The sequence below is a fragment of the Paenibacillus andongensis genome, from assembly GCF_025369935.1.
In the GTDB taxonomy this organism is placed as follows: Bacteria; Bacillota; Bacilli; order Paenibacillales; family NBRC-103111; genus Paenibacillus_E; species Paenibacillus_E andongensis.
In genome coordinates, this window is sequence record NZ_CP104467.1 from 1,507,625 (window position 1) to 1,526,845 (window position 19,221).

A 19,221-nucleotide genomic window follows, 5' to 3' on the forward strand; every position below is an offset into this window, starting at 1 on the left:
ACAATTCGGCACTCTTCGTGCATGACCTGCTCACCTGGGTCGGAGTGCCGTATGCCGTGTACCACGCCATCTCGCGCAGCAGATGGCTTAAGCGCCAGCAGCGGCTAGATCAAGCCGCTGCCACGGCAAGACCGCCCGCATCCGCGACGGCGGTCCAAACCCCAGCCGCCGCCAGTGCTATCGCAGCGGCGCCGAACCAGGCCCCCGTGGCGGCAGAGGACGCCACGGCAAGGCGCACAGCAGCGCAGGCGGTCATCGCCGCGCTGAAGGAGTCGCCGATCACACGCGCATCGTTCCTGCGGATAGCCGCAGGACTGCTGCTCGTGATCGCGATCGGTCCCGCCTTTTATCGCTGGATAAAAGGCGCATTCGACACTGGCGGCTCTACGACCGCAGAGTATATCGCAACCGACGGCAACCGGATGCTTCCGCCGCCGGCGCCCCTACCTGACTCCGCCGCTGTTGTGGGCGGAGGAGCGCAAGGGAATTTCCGGATATACACGGTTACGGAAATTCCGGCTTTTTCCTCGGATACGTGGAAATTCGCCATATCCGGTCTGGTCGATAACCCCAGTGCATGGAACTGGGAAGAGTTCCTGAAGCTGAAGCGGACTGTGCAGGTTAGTGATTTCCACTGTGTGACCGGCTGGTCTGTATACAAATGCACATGGGAGGGCATCCCGCTTAAGCAATTATTAGCTGCTGCTGGTGTTCAAGCCAAGGGGAAATATGTGAAGTTTTATTCAGGCGATAAGGTATATACGGATGCGTTGTCCCTGAGCCAGGCAAATGGGGATGACATTATGGTCGCTGTGCTCATGGATGGTAAGCCCATTCCGCAAAAATTAGGAGGCCCAGTAAGGCTGATCGTTCCGCAAATGTATGCCTACAAATCCGTTAAATGGCTTCAAGGGATCGAGCTCATCGAGAAGGAGCACATGGGCTACTGGGAAGTAAGAGGCTACGATAACGATGCATGGGTAGATAGATCAAAAGCGTAATTTACTTGTACTCAGACAAGCTGGCACTGACTTTCCGGGAGGTTTTTGGTATAGTGTATACTAAGAATTTTCTCGGAAATGAGGGACATTATCATGGAAATCGTATCTGTGAATGTTGGTTTACCACAAACAATAATATATCAAGGGAAGGAGCTGGTTACGGGTATTTATAAATATCCGGTCAGCTCATCTTTGCATGTAACGAAGACACAGTTGGATGGAGACGGGCAAGCAGATTTGACGGTGCATGGCGGAGCCGACAAAGCGCTGTGTGTATACCCGGAGGAGCATTACGCACACTGGGAGCAAGTGCTGGGCCAGAAGATGGAAGCAGGCACGTTCGGTGAGAATCTAACAGTACGCGGCCTGCTCGAAGATCAGGTCTGCATCGGGGACACCTACGCGATTGGTGACGTAATCGTCCAGGTCTCGCAGCCTCGTCAACCTTGTCATAAACTAGCGAAACGTTTGGATTGGACAGACGCTGTCCTCCAAGTACAGGAAACCGGCTATACTGGCTACTATTTCAGGGTGCTAACAGAAGGTGTAATTTCTAAGAATGCACAAGTGAAGCTTATCGCCAAAGATGAAGCGGGTGTAACAGTCGCCTATGCCAACCAAATTAAGTATCACGAAAAAATGAATGTAGAAGCTGCTCAGCATATTGCGACCATACAAGCATTATCAGCAAGTTGGAAACAATCCTTCCTTAAAAGGTTGGCGGAGCTTGGCGTATGATCACGGGCGTTATTCTTGCCGGAGGGCTTAATCGCCGTATGAGCGGAAGGATAAAAGCACTTCTCCCCGTACAAGGTCAGCCCTTGTTCCTTAGGCAATTGAAGGAAATGTCGAGCATCTGCAAGCAAGTCATTGTCGTAACCAATGAACCTGAGGTTTTACGACCTCACCTGTCTACGGTATCGAATATAAACGTGCAATGTATCACTGATCAATATGTACAAAAAGGGCCTTTAAGCGGTATTCAAGCTGCCTCTCTGATCGCATCAGAGCAGCATATGTGGATTGTGGGCTGTGATATGCCTTTTATTTCTGCCGAAGCGGCAAAGGCAATGGCCATGTTGTGCCAAGAAGCTAACTTGGATGCCGTTATCCCTGTGCTGGACGGTCGCGTTCATCCACTTCACGGCATATATTCAAGAATAGTAGGTTCCGAAGCCGAGGTGTTATTGAAACAAAAACAGTTTCGTTTAATGGGACTGCTGGATCATATAGATTGGAAGGCTGTAGAGAATGATTTTTTTGAAAGGAAAAATATCCCTATCCATTTCGCAACAAATGTGAATACTCCGGAAGAGTATGAGCAAATGTTAGCTAATCTATCATGAAAGTTGTTTTTTTAGTTGGTTTTCGCTATGAAATCTATGATTTTGTCATGAAATATGCCATAATGTACTTTGAGAGAAGGTGAACTCCTATGTCGAAGCTGCTTATGGATCGATTCGGGCGGATGCACGATTACTTGCGAATTTCTGTTACAGATCGTTGTAATCTGCGCTGTGTATACTGCATGCCTGAAGAAGGAATGGAATTTGAAGCGGATGAAAAGTTGTTAACTTTCGAGGAAATTACTGAAGTTGTCCGTGTGCTGGCTGGGCTTGGTGTTCGTAAATTGAGATTAACCGGCGGAGAGCCCCTTGTGCGTAAAAACTTGGAGCAATTGATTGGTATGCTTTCTCAAATTCCCGGAATTGAAGATATTGCTCTGACTACGAACGGGATTTACTTTGCATCGAGGGCTGAGAAGCTACGAGCAGCAGGGTTAACCCGTGTTAATATTAGCTTGGATTCGTTGAAAGCGGATCGATTCTCTTTGATAACTAGAGGCGGTGATATTCATCGTGTTCTGGCTAGCATTGAAGAAGCTTACCGCGTGGGAATTACCCCGATTAAGCTTAATGTGGTCTTGATGAAAGGCATTAACGATGACGAAATTGAAGACTTTTTGCAAATGACGATTGACCGACCTATTCAGGTTCGATTTATTGAGTACATGCCTATCGGTCACCAAGATGAGGATTGGAAAAGCCGCTATTTATCGCTGACAACCGTTTTAGATCGCTGTAAAGCGAAGGGTTGGCATGCTTCAGCATCGGACGCGGTTTATGGAAATGGGCCTTCTCAGAACTTTCGAATTGACGGAGCGTTAGGCTCATTCGGCCTCATACATCCGATTAGCGATCACTTCTGTGAGACCTGCAATCGTCTGCGAATAACTGCGGATGGCAATGTGAAGCCATGTCTATACTGGTCGGATGAATTTAATGTTCGAACATATATCGGAGATGATTCTGCGATAGAAGATTTATTCTTCCGTGCTTTGGATATCAAACCTCAAAATCATGAGATGGCCCAGGCACTAATGAATGAAGAGCAGTCTCATACACCAACACTTCGCCGGATGTCGCAAATTGGCGGTTGACCTTAGGAGGAACATACGTTTGTGAGCGATACTAAACTTAAATTTGGGCGTAAAGTGATTTCGGTTGAGGAAGCCCGAAGCCTACTTTTCGAACACGTTAAACACACACCTATAGAGTCCGTTCCGCTATCTTCCACTTTCGGTAGAAGGCTGGCCGTGGACATCTATGCCGATCATCCGGTACCCCATTTTCGCAGATCAGGTGTGGACGGGTATGCCGTATGTTCGAAGGATATTGAGCAAGCTACACCAGAAGCTCCTGTTGTATTGCGTGTTATAGAGCGAATTCCTAGCGGAACGGTTCCTGAGCTTACCATCCAATCTGGTATGGCTGCTCGTATTATGACAGGAGCTCCTGTTCCTGATGGTGCGGATGCTGTCGTTATGCTGGAGATGACGGATTCCCTGCAAGATGCAGGAATGACCTCCTACGATGTGAGCATCAAAAAAAACATACCCGCAGCCAGCAATATAACGCCAATAGCCGGTGAAATCGGTTTAGGGGAAATCTTGCTTGAGCGAGGAACACAGATTGGTCCTGGCGAAGCGGCGATATTAGCCACTTTCGGCTACTCAGAAGTATCTGTTTATCGGCAGCCCAGGGTCGCCATTTTCTCAACTGGTTCTGAATTGTTGAATGTGGCAGAAGCGCTGAAACCGGGACGAATTCGCAACAGTAACAGCTACATGCTGGCGGCGCAGGTGGAAGCTGCTGGGGGCTCTGCGGTTATCATGCAGGCGCTATCGGACGATGTAAAAGAGGTCGAGGCGGCGCTGCAGGAAACTTTGCCCCAAGTCGACTTAGTTCTTACATCTGGCGGTGTTTCCGTTGGCGATTACGATGTTCTTGTTGATGTCTTTGATCGATTTGAGGGCAAACTGCTGTTCAACAAAGTGGCCATGCGTCCAGGCACTCCGACAAGTGCAGCTCTATGGAACAATCGGTTATTGTTAGCTTTATCCGGTAATCCGGGTGCCTCATTCGTTGGGTTTGAACTGTTTGCCAAACCGCTGATTCAAGCGATGGCCGGGTGTCACTTACCTTATCCGGAAGCGATCACCGCTAAGTTGGACGTTGATTATGATAAAGGCTCCGCTTACCCGCGTTATGTCAGAGGAACGACGCAGGTGGACAACAACGGGTGTCTGAAGGTTAAGCCATCAGGTATCGATAAGTCCAGTATTATGGTTTCTATTAAAGATGCGGATTGTTTGATTCATTTACCTGCCGGAGGTAAGGGGTTCGTAAGAGATGAACGCGTGATTATTTATCCTATAAAATAAAGATGGCCTACCTATCGCTGAACTTCCGTTAAGAAGTCTTTGAAGGTAGGCCATTTTATACGGGTACAATTAATGCGGACTTCCATAATGTCTTTACCAACCGAGAATGTTCATGTATCCTTACCTCAATGAGGTTATATTACACATTTAATCCGAATAATTATGACACGATTGCCATTACACTAGAGCTCGATGCTCATGGTGTCATGCCCAGAGGAAAGTCAGTTCTGGTTGCCGCTTTATTGAAAAGCTGATCTATTCGAAATGAGGTGATTTGAGATGAATGAAATTCGTAAATTACGACAAGAGGAGATTCTAGAGAGTTTTTCTCTATCTGAGTTTGCTTTTCAGTATGAGCTTACCGAAGAGGAAAGGGCAGAGCGGATAAGCGCTACAGATCCTAATCAAATGTGGGGCTATTTCGTTGACGGCAATATGGCCGCAAAGCTTACCTTACTTAACTTCCGGACTTGGATTAACGGGAAGAGCTTCGCGATGGGAGGTATTGCGGGCGTAGCCACATGGCCTGAGTACAGACGCAATGGGATGGTGGGACAGCTGCTGGTTCAAGCGCTTAAAACAATGAGAGAGCAGGGGCAGACGATCTCCTTTCTTGCGCCGTTTAAGTTTGAATTTTATCGTAAATATGGCTGGGAAATCTACGTGGATTATTTGAAATATGAAATTCCTGTCGATAAGCTTCCCAAGTTTCAAGCCGCAGAGGGCAGCTCGATCTTACGTGTAGCCAAAAGCGAAGAGATTCTGAATCCAATCTACGCTGAGTTTGCAAAAGCATACAATGGCATGATGGAGCGGGATGCGGACTGGTGGAATAATCGCTATATGAAATTTAAAAAGGGCACAGCTGCCGTCTATACAAACGCTCAAGGGGAACAGCGAGGTTATGTATTTTACCAAGTAAAGGACTCGGTGGCGACCATCCATGAGTTGGTTTTTCTTGACGAGGAAGCAAGACGCGGCATATGGAAATTCCTTGCAGATCATGATTCGATGATCACTAAAGTCGAAGTGAAAGCACCTGTAGATGATGGGCTTCCGTTTCTGGTGCACGATCCAAAGTTCAAACAAGAGAAGATTACTTATTTCTCGGCGAGAATTGTGGATGTAGAAGCTTTTCTGACGGAGTATGTGTTTGAAGCTCGCGAAGGAGCGGAAACCATATATCTACATATTTCAGACAGTCATGCAGATTGGAACGAAGGCGTTTACCGGTTAGAGTTTACCGACAATGGGAAGGCGGCTGTCGTAGCGAAGTTATCTGAAGATGTAATACCTGAAGAGGATCAACTACTTCGATGTAACATACAGACTTTGACGGCTTTGTTCATGGGTTATCAGAAAGCAGGCTTCATGGCCCGGATCGAGCGTCTTCAAGGCTCTGATGAACTTGTTAGCCGGTTGGAAGCTGCCATTCCGCGGCGGACAACCTATTTAGCGGATTTCTTTTAAAAGATAAAAAAAAGACGGTACCTGTGGTAAAAATCATAGGGCCGTCTTTTTGTGCTTTCGTATAGTAGTTCGATGTATCTTTGATTTCAAACCCACACTTCTGCTTGTTTTTATGAATACTTTATCCTTGGAAAGAGTAGAAGGTGCAAGGAGCGGATTCCATATATCTAGAAAATCAAGCAAGGGCAAATGAAAAATTAGAGGAGGCGGATGGTTTTGACTGAAATTCAGATAGCTGCTGTTGGAGATCTTATGGTAAAACGTTACATCATCTCTGATGCCAAACAGCCTAACGGAACGTATGTATTTGACCCTCTTTTAAAAAAAGTAGCTCCGTATCTGAAACGAGCGGATTTGACGATCGGAAATCTCGAAACCACCTTTGCCGGAAAAAAGGGAAGTGCACGCCAAAAATCGAAGGGTCCATTATTCAAGTGTCCGGATGAACTGGCTCCAGCCCTTAGGAGAGCCGGTTTCGATGTACTAATAACGGCAAATAATCATTGTATGGATTTCGGCGCTGCAGGTTTGCTTCGAACGTTGCGGATTTTAGATCAAAATGGGATTCATCATACGGGTACATTTAACTCCGCAAAAGGGTCCAAGGAATATCTCATCAAAGATATCAAAGGTATAAAAATCGGAATCCTTTCCTATGCAAATGGGCTCAACGGTATTCCTATACCAAAAAGTAAACCATGGTTGGTTAATCTAGTTCGAACAAAAAAAATTGTTCAGGATATTCATAATTTGAAAAAAAAGGTAGATCTGGTGATCGTATATTTGCATTTCGGAAATGAATACCATCATTCTCCAAACTTGCAGCAGAAGCAATTGGTCAAACATTTGTTTAAACATGGAGCGAATATTATTTTGGGATCGCACCCGCATGTTCTTCAACCGTTAGACTCTCGAGGGAAGAAACAATTCGTTATTTATTCGTTAGGTAATTTTATATCTACTAAATTAAAGAATAACCACAACACACAGAGCAGCATTATTCTTAATATTAATGTCAAAAAAGATAATGAAGGAAAAATAAGCATAAACGGGATTCATTATATTCCGACATTGGTGCATCGAAAACTTCAAAATGGTCGTAAAAAAACCGAAGTTATCCCAATTCGAGAAGCGCTGAGTGAAAACAATCCAAATTTGAAAGAAAAACAGCGAGAACGAATAAAAAAAATGGTAGAGCATTCGATCAAAATATTGAAGGGGATATAATGATTGGTACCATTAACACCGAATAAAGTGACTTGATCAAGGGCACGTTAATGGAAATCATTAACAGGAGGGTGTGTCCTTGTATCATTTGTATACTCATAATGATCTGGATGGAGTAGGTTGCGGTATAATAGCTCGATTAGCATTCGGGGAAAAGGTAGAAATTCGATATAACTCTGTCGGAGGGTTGAATCTACAAGTAAAGCGCTTTTTAGAAAAATCAAGAAAAAAGAGCTATTTGTTTATCACCGACTTATCCGTGGATGAAACGAATGAACAAGGACTTAACGAGTTTGCGAAATCGGGTGGGAAAGTAAAACTTATTGATCATCATAAAACCTCACTTCATTTAAACAAATATTCGTGGGGAATGGTTCAGATCGCGTATGAAGATGGAAAACTCGCTTCTGCAACTTCTCTATTCTATGAGTATCTGATCCAGAACGGATTGTTGAAGCCGATGAAGGGATTAGATGAATTCGTCGAATTGGTCCGTCAGTATGATACTTGGGAATGGGAACAGAATGAATACATGAAGGCCAAGCGATTAAACGATCTCTTTTATTTAATTTCCATCGAAGAATTTGAGGAAAAAATGGTAGCTCGCATTCAGCAAAGTGAGAACTTTGCATTCGATCCCTTTGAAGAAAAAATTTTGGATATGGAAGAAGAAAAAATCGAACGCTATGTGCGCAGAAAAAAGAGAGAAATCATCCACTCCCGTATTAATGATCATCATGTAGGCATCGTTCATGCGGAATCCTATCATTCTGAACTTGGAAACGATCTAGGCAAAGAAAATCCTCATCTGGATTATATCGCAATCATGAATATGGGCGGTAAGAAGATAAGCTTTCGAACGATTCACGATCACATCGATGTCTCGGAAATTGCGGGTCTTTATGGAGGAGGGGGCCATGCTAAAGCTTCCGGTTGCTCAATGACAGAAGAAGCTTATCAGTGGTATGTAGCAAAGCCATTTCCGATGGAGCCCATTCGCGCGGATGCGAATAAAAATACATTTAACACGAAAAATTCTGTTTATGGATCCCTTTATGAGAATAGAAATGAACAACAAGTGTTTATTTTTCCTTCAGGAGGCAAGTGGGAAGTCGATGTGGATGGGGCCCTATCCAACCAACATTTTAGTACTTTCGAAGAGGCGGAACGTTATGTCAAAAGAGATTATGCAGCTTGGTTAGTTCGGGACGAAACGTATGTTGCCTTCCTAATGGAGCATATGGCGGCAAGAAAAACAAAAACCCTCGAGGGTAGTTCAGTATGATAAGGAACGACGCCAGTTCCAGATAACTGGGATAAAATGCAAGCCTCCTCCTCATACTAACTATGAGACAATGGAGGTGAACGCTATGCCCAAAAATGAAGCCGATCCCAAGTATGACCGCGAAGATAACCGAGCAGATAAGAAAAAAAATCAGCAGAATAACGCTAATTTTACTGAAGAGGCGCAAACGCTATCGAGCCACAATGCCGATGATTTCGTCCCAAGTTTAAATGGTATTCCCAAAAATCAAGTTTAAGTAACAACAGGCTGCTCTTCTAGCACTTTTGGGAGAGCAGTTTTTCTGTTTTTCCCACCTTAAATAAAAAAAGCTGATTTCTTGAGAAGTACATCTCAGAAACCAAGCTTTTTTTGTTATAAGCCGTTTAATTTAGTTTGTACACTTTAATGGTTTGGATACCAAATTTCTGCAAAGATTGCTTAGATCCTGGGATAAAGATATCAATACGTTTGCCTTTGATTGCACCGCCTGTATCTGTTGCATAAGCATACATGCCGCCTGCAGGAAGGCCGTTGAAATTATAACCTTCTATATAGAGCTTAGACCCTAGAGGAATCACAGAGGGATCTACAGCAACGGTTCCAATACCTAATGGATTACCCATATAATCCATAGCTCCGTAGCCGCCATTTTCAGAAGGATCTGCTGAATAGGCAGTAGATTGAAATAATTCATAATCTGGCTTATGCTGATTGCCATCTTTACTTAGAATAGCTATTTTGCTGCTAGCGTCCCACTGAACAGGAATTTCGGATGCTTTGCTTAGGAAACGAAGAGGCACGTATACGCGTCCGTTTTGGAATTCCGCATGTGTGTCCATCTCGACAGGGGTGCTATCGATTTTGGCTTCTTTTTGTCCCGATACTAAGGTGATCGAATGTTTGTTGTTATTTAGCGTGACTTTGATCTCATCGCCTTCTTTTTGCCACTTCACATCATAACCAAGCTTCTCCGTTACAAAACGAATCGGTACTTGGGTAGCATGATTATCATCCAGAAATGGCTGAGCATCCGGAAATTGAACGAGCTCATCATTGACTTGCACTTTCACATCCATCTCTGCAGCATGCGCCGAAAATGGGGAAAGAAAGCCTCCTGCCAACACTGTTAAAGACACAGCAAGGCTAGTTAACCCTTTAGTAATTGTATGCAATTGGTAATCCTCCTTCAATGAGCCTTCGAGGTTAGTTGACGGGTTCGGGAAGAAGGTTCTCCCTAGTCTGCTCTTTTGAAGAGCAAATATTCACCCCATGTAAATCGTCCCCCGTACCGGCACTTTGTCTGTGCACCGGACTCGGCTTCAAATAGTTTAGCATTCGAGGCTCTGTGGGACAACGACCAAAATATGGATGGAGGTCTTAGAGTGTACTAGACTTAGGTCTAGGTACAAAAACAGTCGCGAGTCCGTTTTGACGGTTATCTGTTTCAGGTACGATAGAAGCATGAAGAATATGTGAAGGGCGGTAAGCAAAAATGAGTATGGATCGATCTAAAGGGTTGGCTTTGGTTTTAATCACAGCAGGTTTACTTATTTGTCTGCATCAGTTTGGTGGTCACATTCATTTAATGGGGTTGTTATTCCCGGCAGCTCTGCTTGGATTAGGCTATGTAGGCATTCAGAATGGGAAGAAAATTGGATGGTTTATTGCCGGCTTGGGCGGATTGATACTGACCATTAAACTATCGGGCTTTATCGCGATCGCTTTCGCAGTATGTATAGTGTTGTATGGATTTCATTTATTGAAGAAACGAAATGAATATTAATTTTCAAGCAAATGGAGGTGTAACTTCATGAATATATTGAATCGGATTGGCAAAATAGCTGAAGCTGCATGGCAAGAAACGGCAAGCAAGCTTGAGCAACATGAACGGGGGGGCAGCGTGATAGATAAGCTTGAACAGCGCTATGAGGAGGCGCTGCAGCGAACCATTGAGCTGCGACGCCACATTGTGAACGCAGAGGAGATGGCGCAGCTGCGCGGCGAGCAAGCCGAGCTGGCAATGCGCGCCGGCGATGAAGAGCTCGCGCGGCTAGCGCTGCAAGAGAAGCAGCGCGAGGAAGCCGCTTGCGAGCTCTACCGCGCGCAGTACGCGGGCAGCCAGGATGTGTGCCTGGCGCTCGCGGATGAACTGCGCGGGCTGCGTGCGGGGCGCGCAGCCGAGGGGCCTCGGGTGCAGCCGCCGAGCAGCGGGCTGCACGAGAAAGAGGCTCGCGACGCATGGCGCGAGCTGGAAGTGACCGGCCGCGAGCTCGGCCGGGAAGCGCTGCAGGGGCTCCGCGAAGCGGGTCGCCTGTCGCAAGAGACGCTGAAGGAAGCCAGCGGCAACCTTCAGCAGGAACTGCGCACGCTGCGCGGCAAGTTCCAGCAGGAGTGGCAGCAGCATCGCTCCAGCGATGACACTGACCCGCGCGGCAAGAAATAGCCGCGTGTTATCCCTCCAGCGCCAAGTAAGTAGGCGCAGAGGGGCCCTTGACCTCCATGATTCATGCGGAAGCCTTGCCGCGCAAGGATTTGCATCTTGGAGGTCGTCCATTCTTATGGTATGCTAGGAATCTATATGAACTAATTTAAAAGTCAGCCAGAGGAGGTGCAGCGATGGGAGAAGAAACTAAAAGCAACCGTAACCGCAATACAGCACTAGTGCTGATTGGAGCCGGTCTTTTTTTGCTTCTAGATCATACGATAGGCTTTTTCCCCATTCTTGCCATAATCCTCATCTTGCTAGGCATTCATCGGGTGCGTTCACGCAAAGAGCGCAAAGGTTATGTACTGATAGGCATAGGGGCAGTGATTTTATTCGGTGATCATATTACCATCGTGTTTTCTATTGTCTTAATTTCGCTAGGTTTGTTTTTCATACGATCTAAGCAAGTACACAAAGACGACACGTATATGCAAAAGCAGAAATTGGTGGATAGCGTCCGATTAGGCCGTGAGCCTTGGATTTTACGTAACAGTTCAACTTGGTACATTATTGGAGAAACCTACATTGATCTTTCACTTGCGATTTTGGAGCAAAAGGAAACCACGGTCATCCTGCAAGGCATTGTAGGAGATGTAGATATCAAAGTGCCGGAGGATATCGGTGTCGCTGTCACAGCTTCCATCTCTTTCGGGCAGATTCAAGTTGCGAATGAGCGTGAGTCAGGGGTTATGAACAAGCTGGTCTGGCAGTCCCCTAACTATGAACTCTGCGATCACCGCGTGAAACTTGTGCTTTCTTACATCGTAGGAGATATCAAGATCAAAGTATTGTGAGAATGTGCGCTTGGGCATGCGTAATGATCTAGAGGAGGTTCATCACCAATTGGACGGCTATAAACGGCGATTAACGAATATGATATGGCGCAGCATGAGTGAATCGATCATCTTTAGTTTCGTTGTGTTTGGCGCGATCATTTATTTTTTGAATTCACGCAATCTGATTGTGCCATTTACAAGCTGGCAAGAGGGCGTTAAGTTTACATTCATAACGATTTTGGTAATAGGCGGCATTGGCGCTGTGTACGGCTTCTGGAATAGCAACCGAATTACTCGGAGGCTGGAGCCGATGATGGAAACGATGATTTTGCTCGAAAAAGGGACGTTTGCCCGCGGCGGCTTCCAGAACGGGGAAGATGAAATCGGGCGCCTGGGTGATCAGTTAGGCCGTATTATGAAACGGTGGGAAGAGCAGGTTACTTCCCTGCAGCGCTTATCTAATGATAATGCGGAGCTTGCGGAGAAAGCCAAGCTTTCTGCTGTGATTGAAGAAAGACAGCGATTGGCGCGAGAACTTCATGATGCGGTGAGCCAGCAATTATTTGCAATATCAATGACGGCAACAGCAGTAGGGCGGACCTTGGATAAAGATTTCGAGAAGGCTAAACGGCAAATTCATCTCATCGAGGAGATGGCTTCTGTCGCCCAGTCGGAAATGAGAGCTTTGCTTCTGCATTTAAGACCTATTCATCTGGAAGGGAAACGACTGTCCGAAGGACTTGTCGAGCTTCTGAAGGAGCTTGCGGCTAAAGTACCCATGGCGATTACTTGGGATATGGACGAGGATATCCGCTTGAATAAGGGGATTGAGGATCATTTGTTCCGTATTGTACAAGAGGCGCTTTCTAATGCGCTGCGTCATTCTAAGGCAAATAAGCTGGAAGTGAAGCTGCTGCATCGTCCTGACGGTGTTCGGCTTGCGATACGCGATGACGGGGTTGGATTTGAATTAGATGCTAAGAAGCTTACATCATATGGTATCGTGTCCATGAAGGAGCGGGTTAATGAAATCGGCGGCTCTGTGGATATTATTACGGCGCCTGATCGAGGTACGCGTATTGAAATTCGTGTGCCTATATTGGCTGCTGAGTATGCGGTTGAAAATTAATTATTATCAAAGATATTCTATCAAGGCGAAAATAGTTTTCTAACGAGAGGAGAAGCAAATGGACGACGCGTTGATTAAGGTTTTGCTTGTCGATGACCACGAAATGGTCAGGATCGGACTTGCAGCCGTACTAGGGACAGAGGATGGTATTGAAGTGGTCGGGGAAGCCAGCAATGGTCATGATGGCATTCGGCTTGCTCAGGAATATCGACCAGATGTCGTACTCATGGATTTGGTCATGGAAGGCATGGACGGTATCGAAACGACAAGGAAGCTGCTGCAACTTTACCCAGATTGCAAGGTCATTGTGTTGACGAGCTTCTTAGATGATGAGAAAATGTATCCTGTGATAGAAGCTGGGGCGTTCAGCTATTTGCTCAAAACGTCACGCGCCTCCGAGATCGCTCAAGCGATCAGAGCAGCGGCTAAAGGGCAATCCATTCTGGAGTCGCAAGTTGCCTCCAAGATTATGAATCGCTTTCGTCAGCCCAAGCCGGCAGCAGAACCGCATGAGGAATTAACCGATCGTGAGATGGAAGTGCTTCGCTTGATTGCCAAAGGTAAATCCAATCAAGAGCTAGCAGATGATTTGTTTATCGGTGTGAAAACGGTAAAGTTTCACGTCACCAATGTTCTGGCCAAGCTAGGTGTAGAAGATCGAACACAAGCCGCCATCTATGCTTTTAAACATGGTTTGGCTGAATAGCAAAAAGTCACAAGGGAGCGATACGAATGAATCTATTAAAGCAAATTTGGAGCTGGTTTGGTTCCATTGCCATTTCGTTTATTTTAGTCGTATTTCTTGGTGTTTTCGTGTTCCAATCCACGAAGGTGATGGGACATTCCATGGATCCGACGCTGCATGACAGTCAACGCGTGTATGTATCAAAGCTTTCTCATACGTTTAAATATGAACCTAACTATGAGGATATTGTGATTATCGACTCCAGAGTGGATCTTAAGAGAACGTTCAAGAACGACTTGTTAGACAGCCCATTGCTCAGTTTATTTACTAATGGTGATGATAAACATGTCTGGATCAAACGGGTGATTGGTAAGCCGGGAGATCAATTGGAGCTCAAGGACGACAAGATGTATCGTAACGGCGTGCCTCTTGACGAGCCATACATTAACGAGGCAATGAGAGCCAACGGAAACAAGAAATGGACGGTGCCTGCCGATCATATTTTCGTGATGGGAGATAACCGAAATAATAGTATGGATAGCAGAGTGATCGGATACATCCCTCTTGATCATGTTTTAGGTAAGAAGCTGTTCTAAAGAAAGCGACCCTCTGGATGAGCGTGCATGTGCATGAGCTCATTCGAGGGTCGTTTTTTTTGTTGTTAGGAAATTAAAAATGACCTGAGCATCGCCAGGTCATTTTCATAAGAGCTATATATTTTGAATATTCACTCACATCTGAATATCAAGCAGTAATCCGCTCATCGGAACCGGCAGATAAGCTTGGAGCTGGGATCGATATTGGCCGTAAGGCTTGAGTTGTGAACGAGACATTTGGAACAACGACTCCGAAGGCAATTGCTGCAATTGTCCTATCGAATTAGAAAGCGAGGCGGCGAAGTTTGTAATGCTGCCAAGACTTTTTAACGCGGAGCTAGAATGGTTCTTAATCTGATCTTGAAGTTCATCTTCTTGGAGTTCTAAGCTTCCGTCGTCCAGCTTTGTTATCCCGATTTCTTTCAGAGAATAGGGCTTAGCGGCTTGCTCTAGTCCGATGAGAAGCGAGCGATTCAAATACTCGGGAGAATCCCGCAAACTGTCCTGAAATTCATTATATGTATGTACGAATTGACGTATAGGTTCAATGATGGATTCGCTATCAGCTTCTGACGAAAGAGGTGCTGCCTTGAAGGCAATGGCAGGAAGTCGAGACTCCACTAAGGATTGTGCTGATTGTTTAACATTCTGTGCAGATTGAACAAATTCGGCTACGTCTTTCGCTGCAGACTGAGCATGTTGTTTGTAGGCTAGTTCTGCAAAAGGCATGTCAAGAGGACGTCGAATGGTACTTGATTTACCGCCGGCAATACCGCTAACCGCGCTTACCCGGTAGTAGTCTTTATGGGTTTGATAGCTGTTCAAAGCTGTGATTGGGGGATATGCATAAATCATGGAGATCACCTCATTTTCGCTTAATTCAAGTATAGCATTCGTAGGGACTGGGGTAAATTGGTACTTGCTTCGTTAGAAGAGAAAAAAGCTGCCTATTTAAGCGGAGTCATTTGCAGTCTTGCCAACATAAGATAGCATTATTGCTTCTTGTGGAGGCGGTGCCAAGTGATACGCAAACGATTGGCTTCCATTGACGATCGAGCTATCCATCGATTAGTCGTTGAACAGTTAGTACCCTTTTCTAGATTGTATGACACAGGTAGTTCCGTAACATTTTCGGAAATACGGAAGAGACTGAATCAGAATAAAACGTTTGTTACGGCCAGAGGGTATAAACAGCCGTTCGGATTCATCACGATGATTCGCAAATCGAGTGTGTTATTCATTGATATGTTAGCCGTCGATTCTCGTGAGCAAGGGAGAGGCTGGGGGAATGAGCTTATGAAGGTCGCCGAAGAGTATGGGAAAAGTGAACGCTGTATGACGGCTGAACTTTTTGTTGATGAAAGCAACCCTAAAGCGATTCAATTTTACTTACGCAAAGGTTACGAGATCCATTCGTTTATTCCCGAGTTAAGCTGTTATAAAATGAGTAAGAAATTAAGAAGATAAGACAAAGGGCTGCAGATGATGGTTTCATCCACAGCCCCTTCATCATTCGCTGAACATAGCCGCAATATTTTCAAGTGGAATATCGATCGGGCCTTGATTCCCAGGAGCTATGCCACCAAAAAGAGGAAAGCCAAAGGAGGAATAACTCTCTGCTGCTGTGCCTGAGAATGGTGTTTGATCTAGTGGCTTTGCTTGATTTGTTTTCATTGCTTTTGATTTGGAAATGGTTTTTTTGGTTTTCTTCGTAGTTGTGCTGAGCTTCGGATTGGCATCATCATTCAGGATCAGCTTGTTTTTTTCAATACGACTTAATACGCCATAGATTTCGGAACCATTGTTTAAAAAAATAAGAACATGCTTTCCGTATAAGCTTCGACAGGTTTTATCAGTAATTGGATAAACAGGCTGCATTGTATCTTAGCACCTCCGTGTTATTGTGTACTTTCAGCCTATTCATTGCCGGGCGGATCGGTATAGACGAATGTCTAGATTCGTATAAGAAAAAGTTATGAGAGAAAGTTCTCAGAAAAGTTGAATAGCTTGACTATTTTAGGTATGCTAAGCATATTAACTAATCCTAATAGAGAAAGAATGATGCATAGATGAGTGGAGCTGTGTTTTATATTTTCGGAGCAACGGGCGATTTGGCGAAAAGAAAGCTGTTTCCTGCTTTTTATAGCCTATATCGTGAAGGAAAGTTAGGGGAAAATTTTGCTGTAGTTGGTTTGGCTAGAAGACCTCGCACGAATGAACAATTTCGTGATGATGTAAAGCATTCGATTGAGGATTTTGCCCGTTATAAAGTGACGGATGAGGCGGAATGGGATCGATTCGCACAACGTTTTGAATACATGTCACTGGATATCAATAATGTCGCTGGTTTCCATGAACTTAATGTACTGACTGCCAAATTGGATGAGAAATATCAGACCGGCGGGAATCGTTTGTTCTACCTGGCTCTGGCTCCAGAGCTTTTCGGCAACGTATCGTACAACTTAAGTGAAGGCGGATTACTCGAAACCAAAGGTTGGCATCGTCTTGTTATTGAGAAGCCGTTCGGATACGACCTGCCTTCAGCGGAGCGTTTGAATGGACAGCTTCGTCAAGTATTTGAAGAGCAAGATATTTACCGAATTGATCACTACTTAGGTAAAGAAATGGTGCAAAATATTGAGTTCGTTCGTTTCGCGAATGCTTTCTTTGAACCACTTTGGAATAATAAATACATAGCTAACATTCAAATTACGCTAAGTGAAACGGTTGGCGTTGAAGAACGCGGCGGTTATTACGATCACTCTGGCGCTCTGCGGGATATGGGTCAGAATCATATGCTGCAAATGCTGATGATGATGGCCATGGAGCCGCCAAGCCGCCTGCATCCGGAAGATATCCGGGATGAGAAGGTGAAGGTCCTGCGTTCCCTCCGCTTATTCGAATCCGGCGAAGATGTTCGTGCGAATGTGGTCCGTGGTCAATATTCGAGCGGCTCTTCCAAAGGAAAAGCGCTGGCTGCTTACCGTGAAGAAGATTCGGTGAATCCGCAATCTACAACAGAGACTTATTTTGCAGCCAGAGTTCACGTGGATAATTTCCGCTGGGCAGGTGTACCTTTCTACATTCGTACAGGGAAAAGGCTGCCAGTCAAAACAACCGAAGTTGTTGTAGAATTTAAGAACATTCCGAATAATGTGTATTTGGCCAAAAAGCATGAGTTAGAGCCGAATTTGCTTGTATTCCGTGTGAACCCGATGGAAGGCATCTATCTGAAAATGAATGCGAAGCAGCCGGGCTCGGAAGGCGTCATCGTTCCCGTAGCGATGGATTTCTGCCAAAGCTGTCAGATCGGTATCAATACGCCGGAAGCTTACGAGCGCTTGCTGTATGACGCAACGCGTGGAGATTCCACGTACTTTACCCGTTGGGATGAAGTGGCGCTTGCATGGTCCTATGTGGATCGTATTGCAGCAGCATGGAGTGAGAAGACGGAAGACCTCAAACACTATCCAGCCGGATCTTGGGGGCCTGAAGAGGCATCGAAGCTCCTAAGCGATGACGGCTTCAAGTGGTGGCCGATTAACGGTCAAAATGAAGGTGAAGTTGATTGGGAAGCCGTTCAAAAAACAACGGTTTTAACCTAGTTGCTTTCAACCTTGACAAACGCGCTCGTTATGGACGGCGTAAGCCGTTTATCCTTGAGGTAACAAGCTTAACATCCAACTGGCGAACTCTGCCTGTTGGATTTTTTTTGTGGTATAATAAATATTACGGAGTAAATCTTACTATTCATTACTTGAGGTGCGTATATGTCACGAAGAGCTTTTATCAGGTGGTTGCTGGCAATAGGGGCTGCACTTGTTGGATTAAGTGCCATTTTTAGTCAAATGGTTAAGAAAAAGTTTATTCCGGATGCTAAGCCCTCCCTATCATCTGTGAAACCTGAGCCTTCCCAATCCGTGGCAGCATCTTCGGCAGAACCCTTGCCGGCAGGTCCCCTCATGTCCTATTTTATATTAAGCGACCTTCATATTAGTATAGGTGATGCACTTACGGGTAAGAAATTAAGACAAGCGCTTGATGATATTACCCATTTCGACGGTCCTGTTGATGCTATCATGTTGACAGGCGATCTGACGGACACAGGAACGGAACAAGATTATAAGGAGCTGCGTACCATTGTAAGTGAATATAAACTTCCACCTGTTCATGCGAATATGGGAAATCACGATTATTACTCGATCTGGATTAATAAAGCGAATATATGGGATCAAGCAGCCGTTCCGAACGGCAAAAGTGACGCGATGAGCCGAGAGTCGTTCAAGAAGTTTTTTGGCTACAAGCAGCTCTACAATGATTTTACGACCAAGGGTCACTCCATCTTGCTGCTTTCACAAGAAGCCTACGTGCAAGAGAAGCCTGAGGTGGGTGAGGGAGCTTGGTATTCCGATGAGCAATTGGAATGGTTCAAAGAACGGGTGAAAAGCCTCTACAAACCTGGAAGACCACTGTTCGTGATGACGCATCAGCCGCTGCCGCCTAGTGGCACAGATGGGGGATCACATCAATTAATGCGCGCTATCAAGTTCCGCGAGACGTTAAAGCCATATAAGAATGTATTCGTGTTCTGCGGACATCGTCATCAAGATTTCCAGAATGGGACACCGCATTATGTGAAGGAGTCTTTCCATTATTTCCACAATGCTTCGGTTGGAAGAACGCTTAACCGGGCCTACCAGCAAGAAGCCAAGAATAAAGCACAGGGCATCTATGTGCAAGTATTTGCAGATAAGGTCGTCGTGCGCGGCCGAGAGTTTAGCAATCGAACTTTCCTAGATGAAGCGAATTGGAGTATTGATTTGCAGAAAGTTCAAGCCTGATT

Annotated in this window: 22 protein-coding genes and 1 riboswitch; of the genes, 19 read left to right on the forward strand and 3 right to left on the reverse strand. The window is 45.4% G+C overall.

Annotation, left to right across the window (positions count from 1 at the left end; translation table 11 throughout):
* Window positions 1–44 precede the first annotated feature (44 nt).
* The 10 genes from NYR53_RS06970 (at window position 45) to NYR53_RS07015 (ending at window position 8,963) form a co-directional block, all read left to right on the forward strand.
* Window positions 45–1,001, forward strand: coding sequence for a molybdopterin-dependent oxidoreductase (locus NYR53_RS06970; protein ID WP_367618628.1), 957 nt, complete (start codon window positions 45–47; stop codon window positions 999–1,001).
* Between the two features lie 93 nt (window positions 1,002–1,094).
* Complete coding sequence (locus NYR53_RS06975; protein ID WP_261304503.1) at window positions 1,095–1,739, forward strand: MOSC domain-containing protein; 645 nt, start codon at window positions 1,095–1,097, stop codon at window positions 1,737–1,739.
* Window positions 1,736–2,347: a molybdenum cofactor guanylyltransferase gene (mobA, locus tag NYR53_RS06980; RefSeq protein WP_261304504.1), complete on the forward strand. Its 612-nt coding sequence runs from the start codon at window positions 1,736–1,738 to the stop codon at window positions 2,345–2,347. The genes NYR53_RS06975 and mobA overlap by 4 nt, the downstream gene beginning before the upstream one ends.
* Window positions 2,348–2,436: 89 nt before the next feature.
* On the forward strand, window positions 2,437–3,441 hold the full coding sequence (gene moaA, locus NYR53_RS06985) for a GTP 3',8-cyclase MoaA (protein ID WP_261304505.1): 1,005 nt from the start codon (window positions 2,437–2,439) through the stop codon (window positions 3,439–3,441).
* Window positions 3,442–3,462: 21 nt separating this feature from the next.
* Window positions 3,463–4,725: a molybdopterin molybdotransferase MoeA gene (locus NYR53_RS06990; RefSeq protein ID WP_261304506.1), complete on the forward strand. Its 1,263-nt coding sequence runs from the start codon at window positions 3,463–3,465 to the stop codon at window positions 4,723–4,725.
* Window positions 4,726–4,853: 128 nt separating this feature from the next.
* Window positions 4,854–4,979 carry a hypothetical protein gene (locus NYR53_RS06995; protein ID WP_261304507.1) on the forward strand — a complete coding sequence of 42 codons (126 nt, stop codon included), beginning with the start codon at window positions 4,854–4,856 and terminating at the stop codon, window positions 4,977–4,979.
* Window positions 4,980–5,004: 25 nt separating this feature from the next.
* Entirely contained in the window at window positions 5,005–6,195 is a 1,191-nt protein-coding gene (locus NYR53_RS07000) for a GNAT family N-acetyltransferase (RefSeq protein ID WP_261304508.1), read from the forward strand.
* A 216-nt stretch (window positions 6,196–6,411) separates the two neighbouring features.
* Window positions 6,412–7,422, forward strand: coding sequence for a CapA family protein (locus NYR53_RS07005; protein WP_261304509.1), 1,011 nt, complete (start codon window positions 6,412–6,414; stop codon window positions 7,420–7,422).
* Window positions 7,423–7,501: 79 nt separating this feature from the next.
* A complete protein-coding gene (locus NYR53_RS07010; RefSeq protein ID WP_261304510.1) occupies window positions 7,502–8,707 on the forward strand; it encodes a DHH family phosphoesterase in 1,206 nt (401 codons plus the stop codon).
* Between the two features lie 85 nt (window positions 8,708–8,792).
* Entirely contained in the window at window positions 8,793–8,963 is a 171-nt protein-coding gene (locus tag NYR53_RS07015) for a hypothetical protein (RefSeq protein ID WP_261304511.1), read from the forward strand.
* Window positions 8,964–9,090: 127 nt separating this feature from the next.
* Here NYR53_RS07015 and NYR53_RS34335 read toward each other — a convergent pair whose 3' ends face one another.
* The gene (locus tag NYR53_RS34335) at window positions 9,091–9,879 is read right to left on the reverse strand and encodes a stalk domain-containing protein (protein ID WP_290428988.1); all 789 of its coding nucleotides are present in this window, start codon (window positions 9,877–9,879) and stop codon (window positions 9,091–9,093) included.
* A gap of 4 nt (window positions 9,880–9,883) precedes the next feature.
* A riboswitch (cyclic di-AMP (ydaO/yuaA leader) is annotated at window positions 9,884–10,036 on the reverse strand.
* Window positions 10,037–10,199: 163 nt separating this feature from the next.
* On the opposite strand from NYR53_RS34335, the gene NYR53_RS07030 reads away from it, so the two are divergent.
* From NYR53_RS07030 to lepB, 6 genes are all read left to right on the forward strand, one after another.
* Entirely contained in the window at window positions 10,200–10,490 is a 291-nt protein-coding gene (locus tag NYR53_RS07030) for a hypothetical protein (protein ID WP_261304512.1), read from the forward strand.
* A 27-nt stretch (window positions 10,491–10,517) separates the two neighbouring features.
* Entirely contained in the window at window positions 10,518–11,150 is a 633-nt protein-coding gene (locus NYR53_RS07035; protein WP_261304513.1) for a PspA/IM30 family protein, read from the forward strand.
* 173 nt (window positions 11,151–11,323) lie between these two features.
* Window positions 11,324–11,986: a cell wall-active antibiotics response protein LiaF gene (gene liaF / locus NYR53_RS07040; protein WP_261304514.1), complete on the forward strand. Its 663-nt coding sequence runs from the start codon at window positions 11,324–11,326 to the stop codon at window positions 11,984–11,986.
* A 49-nt stretch (window positions 11,987–12,035) separates the two neighbouring features.
* Window positions 12,036–13,097 carry a sensor histidine kinase gene (locus tag NYR53_RS07045; protein ID WP_261304515.1) on the forward strand — a complete coding sequence of 354 codons (1,062 nt, stop codon included), beginning with the start codon at window positions 12,036–12,038 and terminating at the stop codon, window positions 13,095–13,097.
* Between the two features lie 58 nt (window positions 13,098–13,155).
* Window positions 13,156–13,803 carry a response regulator gene (locus NYR53_RS07050; protein ID WP_047679491.1) on the forward strand — a complete coding sequence of 216 codons (648 nt, stop codon included), beginning with the start codon at window positions 13,156–13,158 and terminating at the stop codon, window positions 13,801–13,803.
* Between the two features lie 26 nt (window positions 13,804–13,829).
* The gene (gene lepB / locus NYR53_RS07055) at window positions 13,830–14,378 is read left to right on the forward strand and encodes a signal peptidase I (protein ID WP_261304516.1); all 549 of its coding nucleotides are present in this window, start codon (window positions 13,830–13,832) and stop codon (window positions 14,376–14,378) included.
* Between the two features lie 135 nt (window positions 14,379–14,513).
* On the opposite strand, the gene NYR53_RS07060 is transcribed toward lepB, so the two are convergent.
* Window positions 14,514–15,233: a hypothetical protein gene (locus NYR53_RS07060; protein ID WP_261304517.1), complete on the reverse strand. Its 720-nt coding sequence runs from the start codon at window positions 15,231–15,233 to the stop codon at window positions 14,514–14,516.
* Between the two features lie 165 nt (window positions 15,234–15,398).
* Here NYR53_RS07060 and NYR53_RS07065 point away from each other — a divergent pair, with 165 nt between their 5' ends.
* Entirely contained in the window at window positions 15,399–15,845 is a 447-nt protein-coding gene (locus NYR53_RS07065; protein ID WP_261304518.1) for a GNAT family N-acetyltransferase, read from the forward strand.
* 42 nt (window positions 15,846–15,887) lie between these two features.
* Here NYR53_RS07065 and NYR53_RS07070 read toward each other — a convergent pair whose 3' ends face one another.
* Entirely contained in the window at window positions 15,888–16,256 is a 369-nt protein-coding gene (locus NYR53_RS07070) for a hypothetical protein (RefSeq protein ID WP_261304519.1), read from the reverse strand.
* 191 nt (window positions 16,257–16,447) lie between these two features.
* On the opposite strand from NYR53_RS07070, the gene zwf reads away from it, so the two are divergent.
* Together zwf and NYR53_RS07080 are read left to right on the forward strand one after the other, a co-directional pair.
* A complete protein-coding gene (gene zwf, locus NYR53_RS07075) occupies window positions 16,448–17,983 on the forward strand; it encodes a glucose-6-phosphate dehydrogenase (protein ID WP_261304520.1) in 1,536 nt (511 codons plus the stop codon).
* Between the two features lie 165 nt (window positions 17,984–18,148).
* Complete coding sequence (locus NYR53_RS07080) at window positions 18,149–19,219, forward strand: metallophosphoesterase family protein (protein WP_261304521.1); 1,071 nt, start codon at window positions 18,149–18,151, stop codon at window positions 19,217–19,219.
* The last annotated feature ends 2 nt before the right edge of the window (window positions 19,220–19,221 follow it).

Bases quoted from the DNA above. Each gene is read 5' to 3' on its own strand.
- NYR53_RS07000 (WP_261304508.1), top strand. From the start codon at position 5,005: ATGAATGAAATTCGTAAATTACGACAAGAGGAGATTCTAGAGAGTTTT.
- mobA (WP_261304504.1), top strand. From the start codon at position 1,736: ATGATCACGGGCGTTATTCTTGCCGGAGGGCTTAATCGCCGTATGAGC.
- NYR53_RS07060 (WP_261304517.1), bottom strand. From the start codon at position 15,233: ATGATTTATGCATATCCCCCAATCACAGCTTTGAACAGCTATCAAACC.
- NYR53_RS06975 (WP_261304503.1), top strand. From the start codon at position 1,095: ATGGAAATCGTATCTGTGAATGTTGGTTTACCACAAACAATAATATAT.
- zwf (WP_261304520.1), top strand. From the start codon at position 16,448: ATGAGTGGAGCTGTGTTTTATATTTTCGGAGCAACGGGCGATTTGGCG.
- NYR53_RS07070 (WP_261304519.1), bottom strand. From the start codon at position 16,256: ATGCAGCCTGTTTATCCAATTACTGATAAAACCTGTCGAAGCTTATAC.
- NYR53_RS07030 (WP_261304512.1), top strand. From the start codon at position 10,200: ATGAGTATGGATCGATCTAAAGGGTTGGCTTTGGTTTTAATCACAGCA.
- NYR53_RS07080 (WP_261304521.1), top strand. From the start codon at position 18,149: ATGTCACGAAGAGCTTTTATCAGGTGGTTGCTGGCAATAGGGGCTGCA.
- NYR53_RS07050 (WP_047679491.1), top strand. From the start codon at position 13,156: ATGGACGACGCGTTGATTAAGGTTTTGCTTGTCGATGACCACGAAATG.
- NYR53_RS07015 (WP_261304511.1), top strand. From the start codon at position 8,793: ATGCCCAAAAATGAAGCCGATCCCAAGTATGACCGCGAAGATAACCGA.
- moaA (WP_261304505.1), top strand. From the start codon at position 2,437: ATGTCGAAGCTGCTTATGGATCGATTCGGGCGGATGCACGATTACTTG.
- lepB (WP_261304516.1), top strand. From the start codon at position 13,830: ATGAATCTATTAAAGCAAATTTGGAGCTGGTTTGGTTCCATTGCCATT.
- liaF (WP_261304514.1), top strand. From the start codon at position 11,324: ATGGGAGAAGAAACTAAAAGCAACCGTAACCGCAATACAGCACTAGTG.
- NYR53_RS06995 (WP_261304507.1), top strand. From the start codon at position 4,854: ATGAGGTTATATTACACATTTAATCCGAATAATTATGACACGATTGCC.
- NYR53_RS07035 (WP_261304513.1), top strand. From the start codon at position 10,518: ATGAATATATTGAATCGGATTGGCAAAATAGCTGAAGCTGCATGGCAA.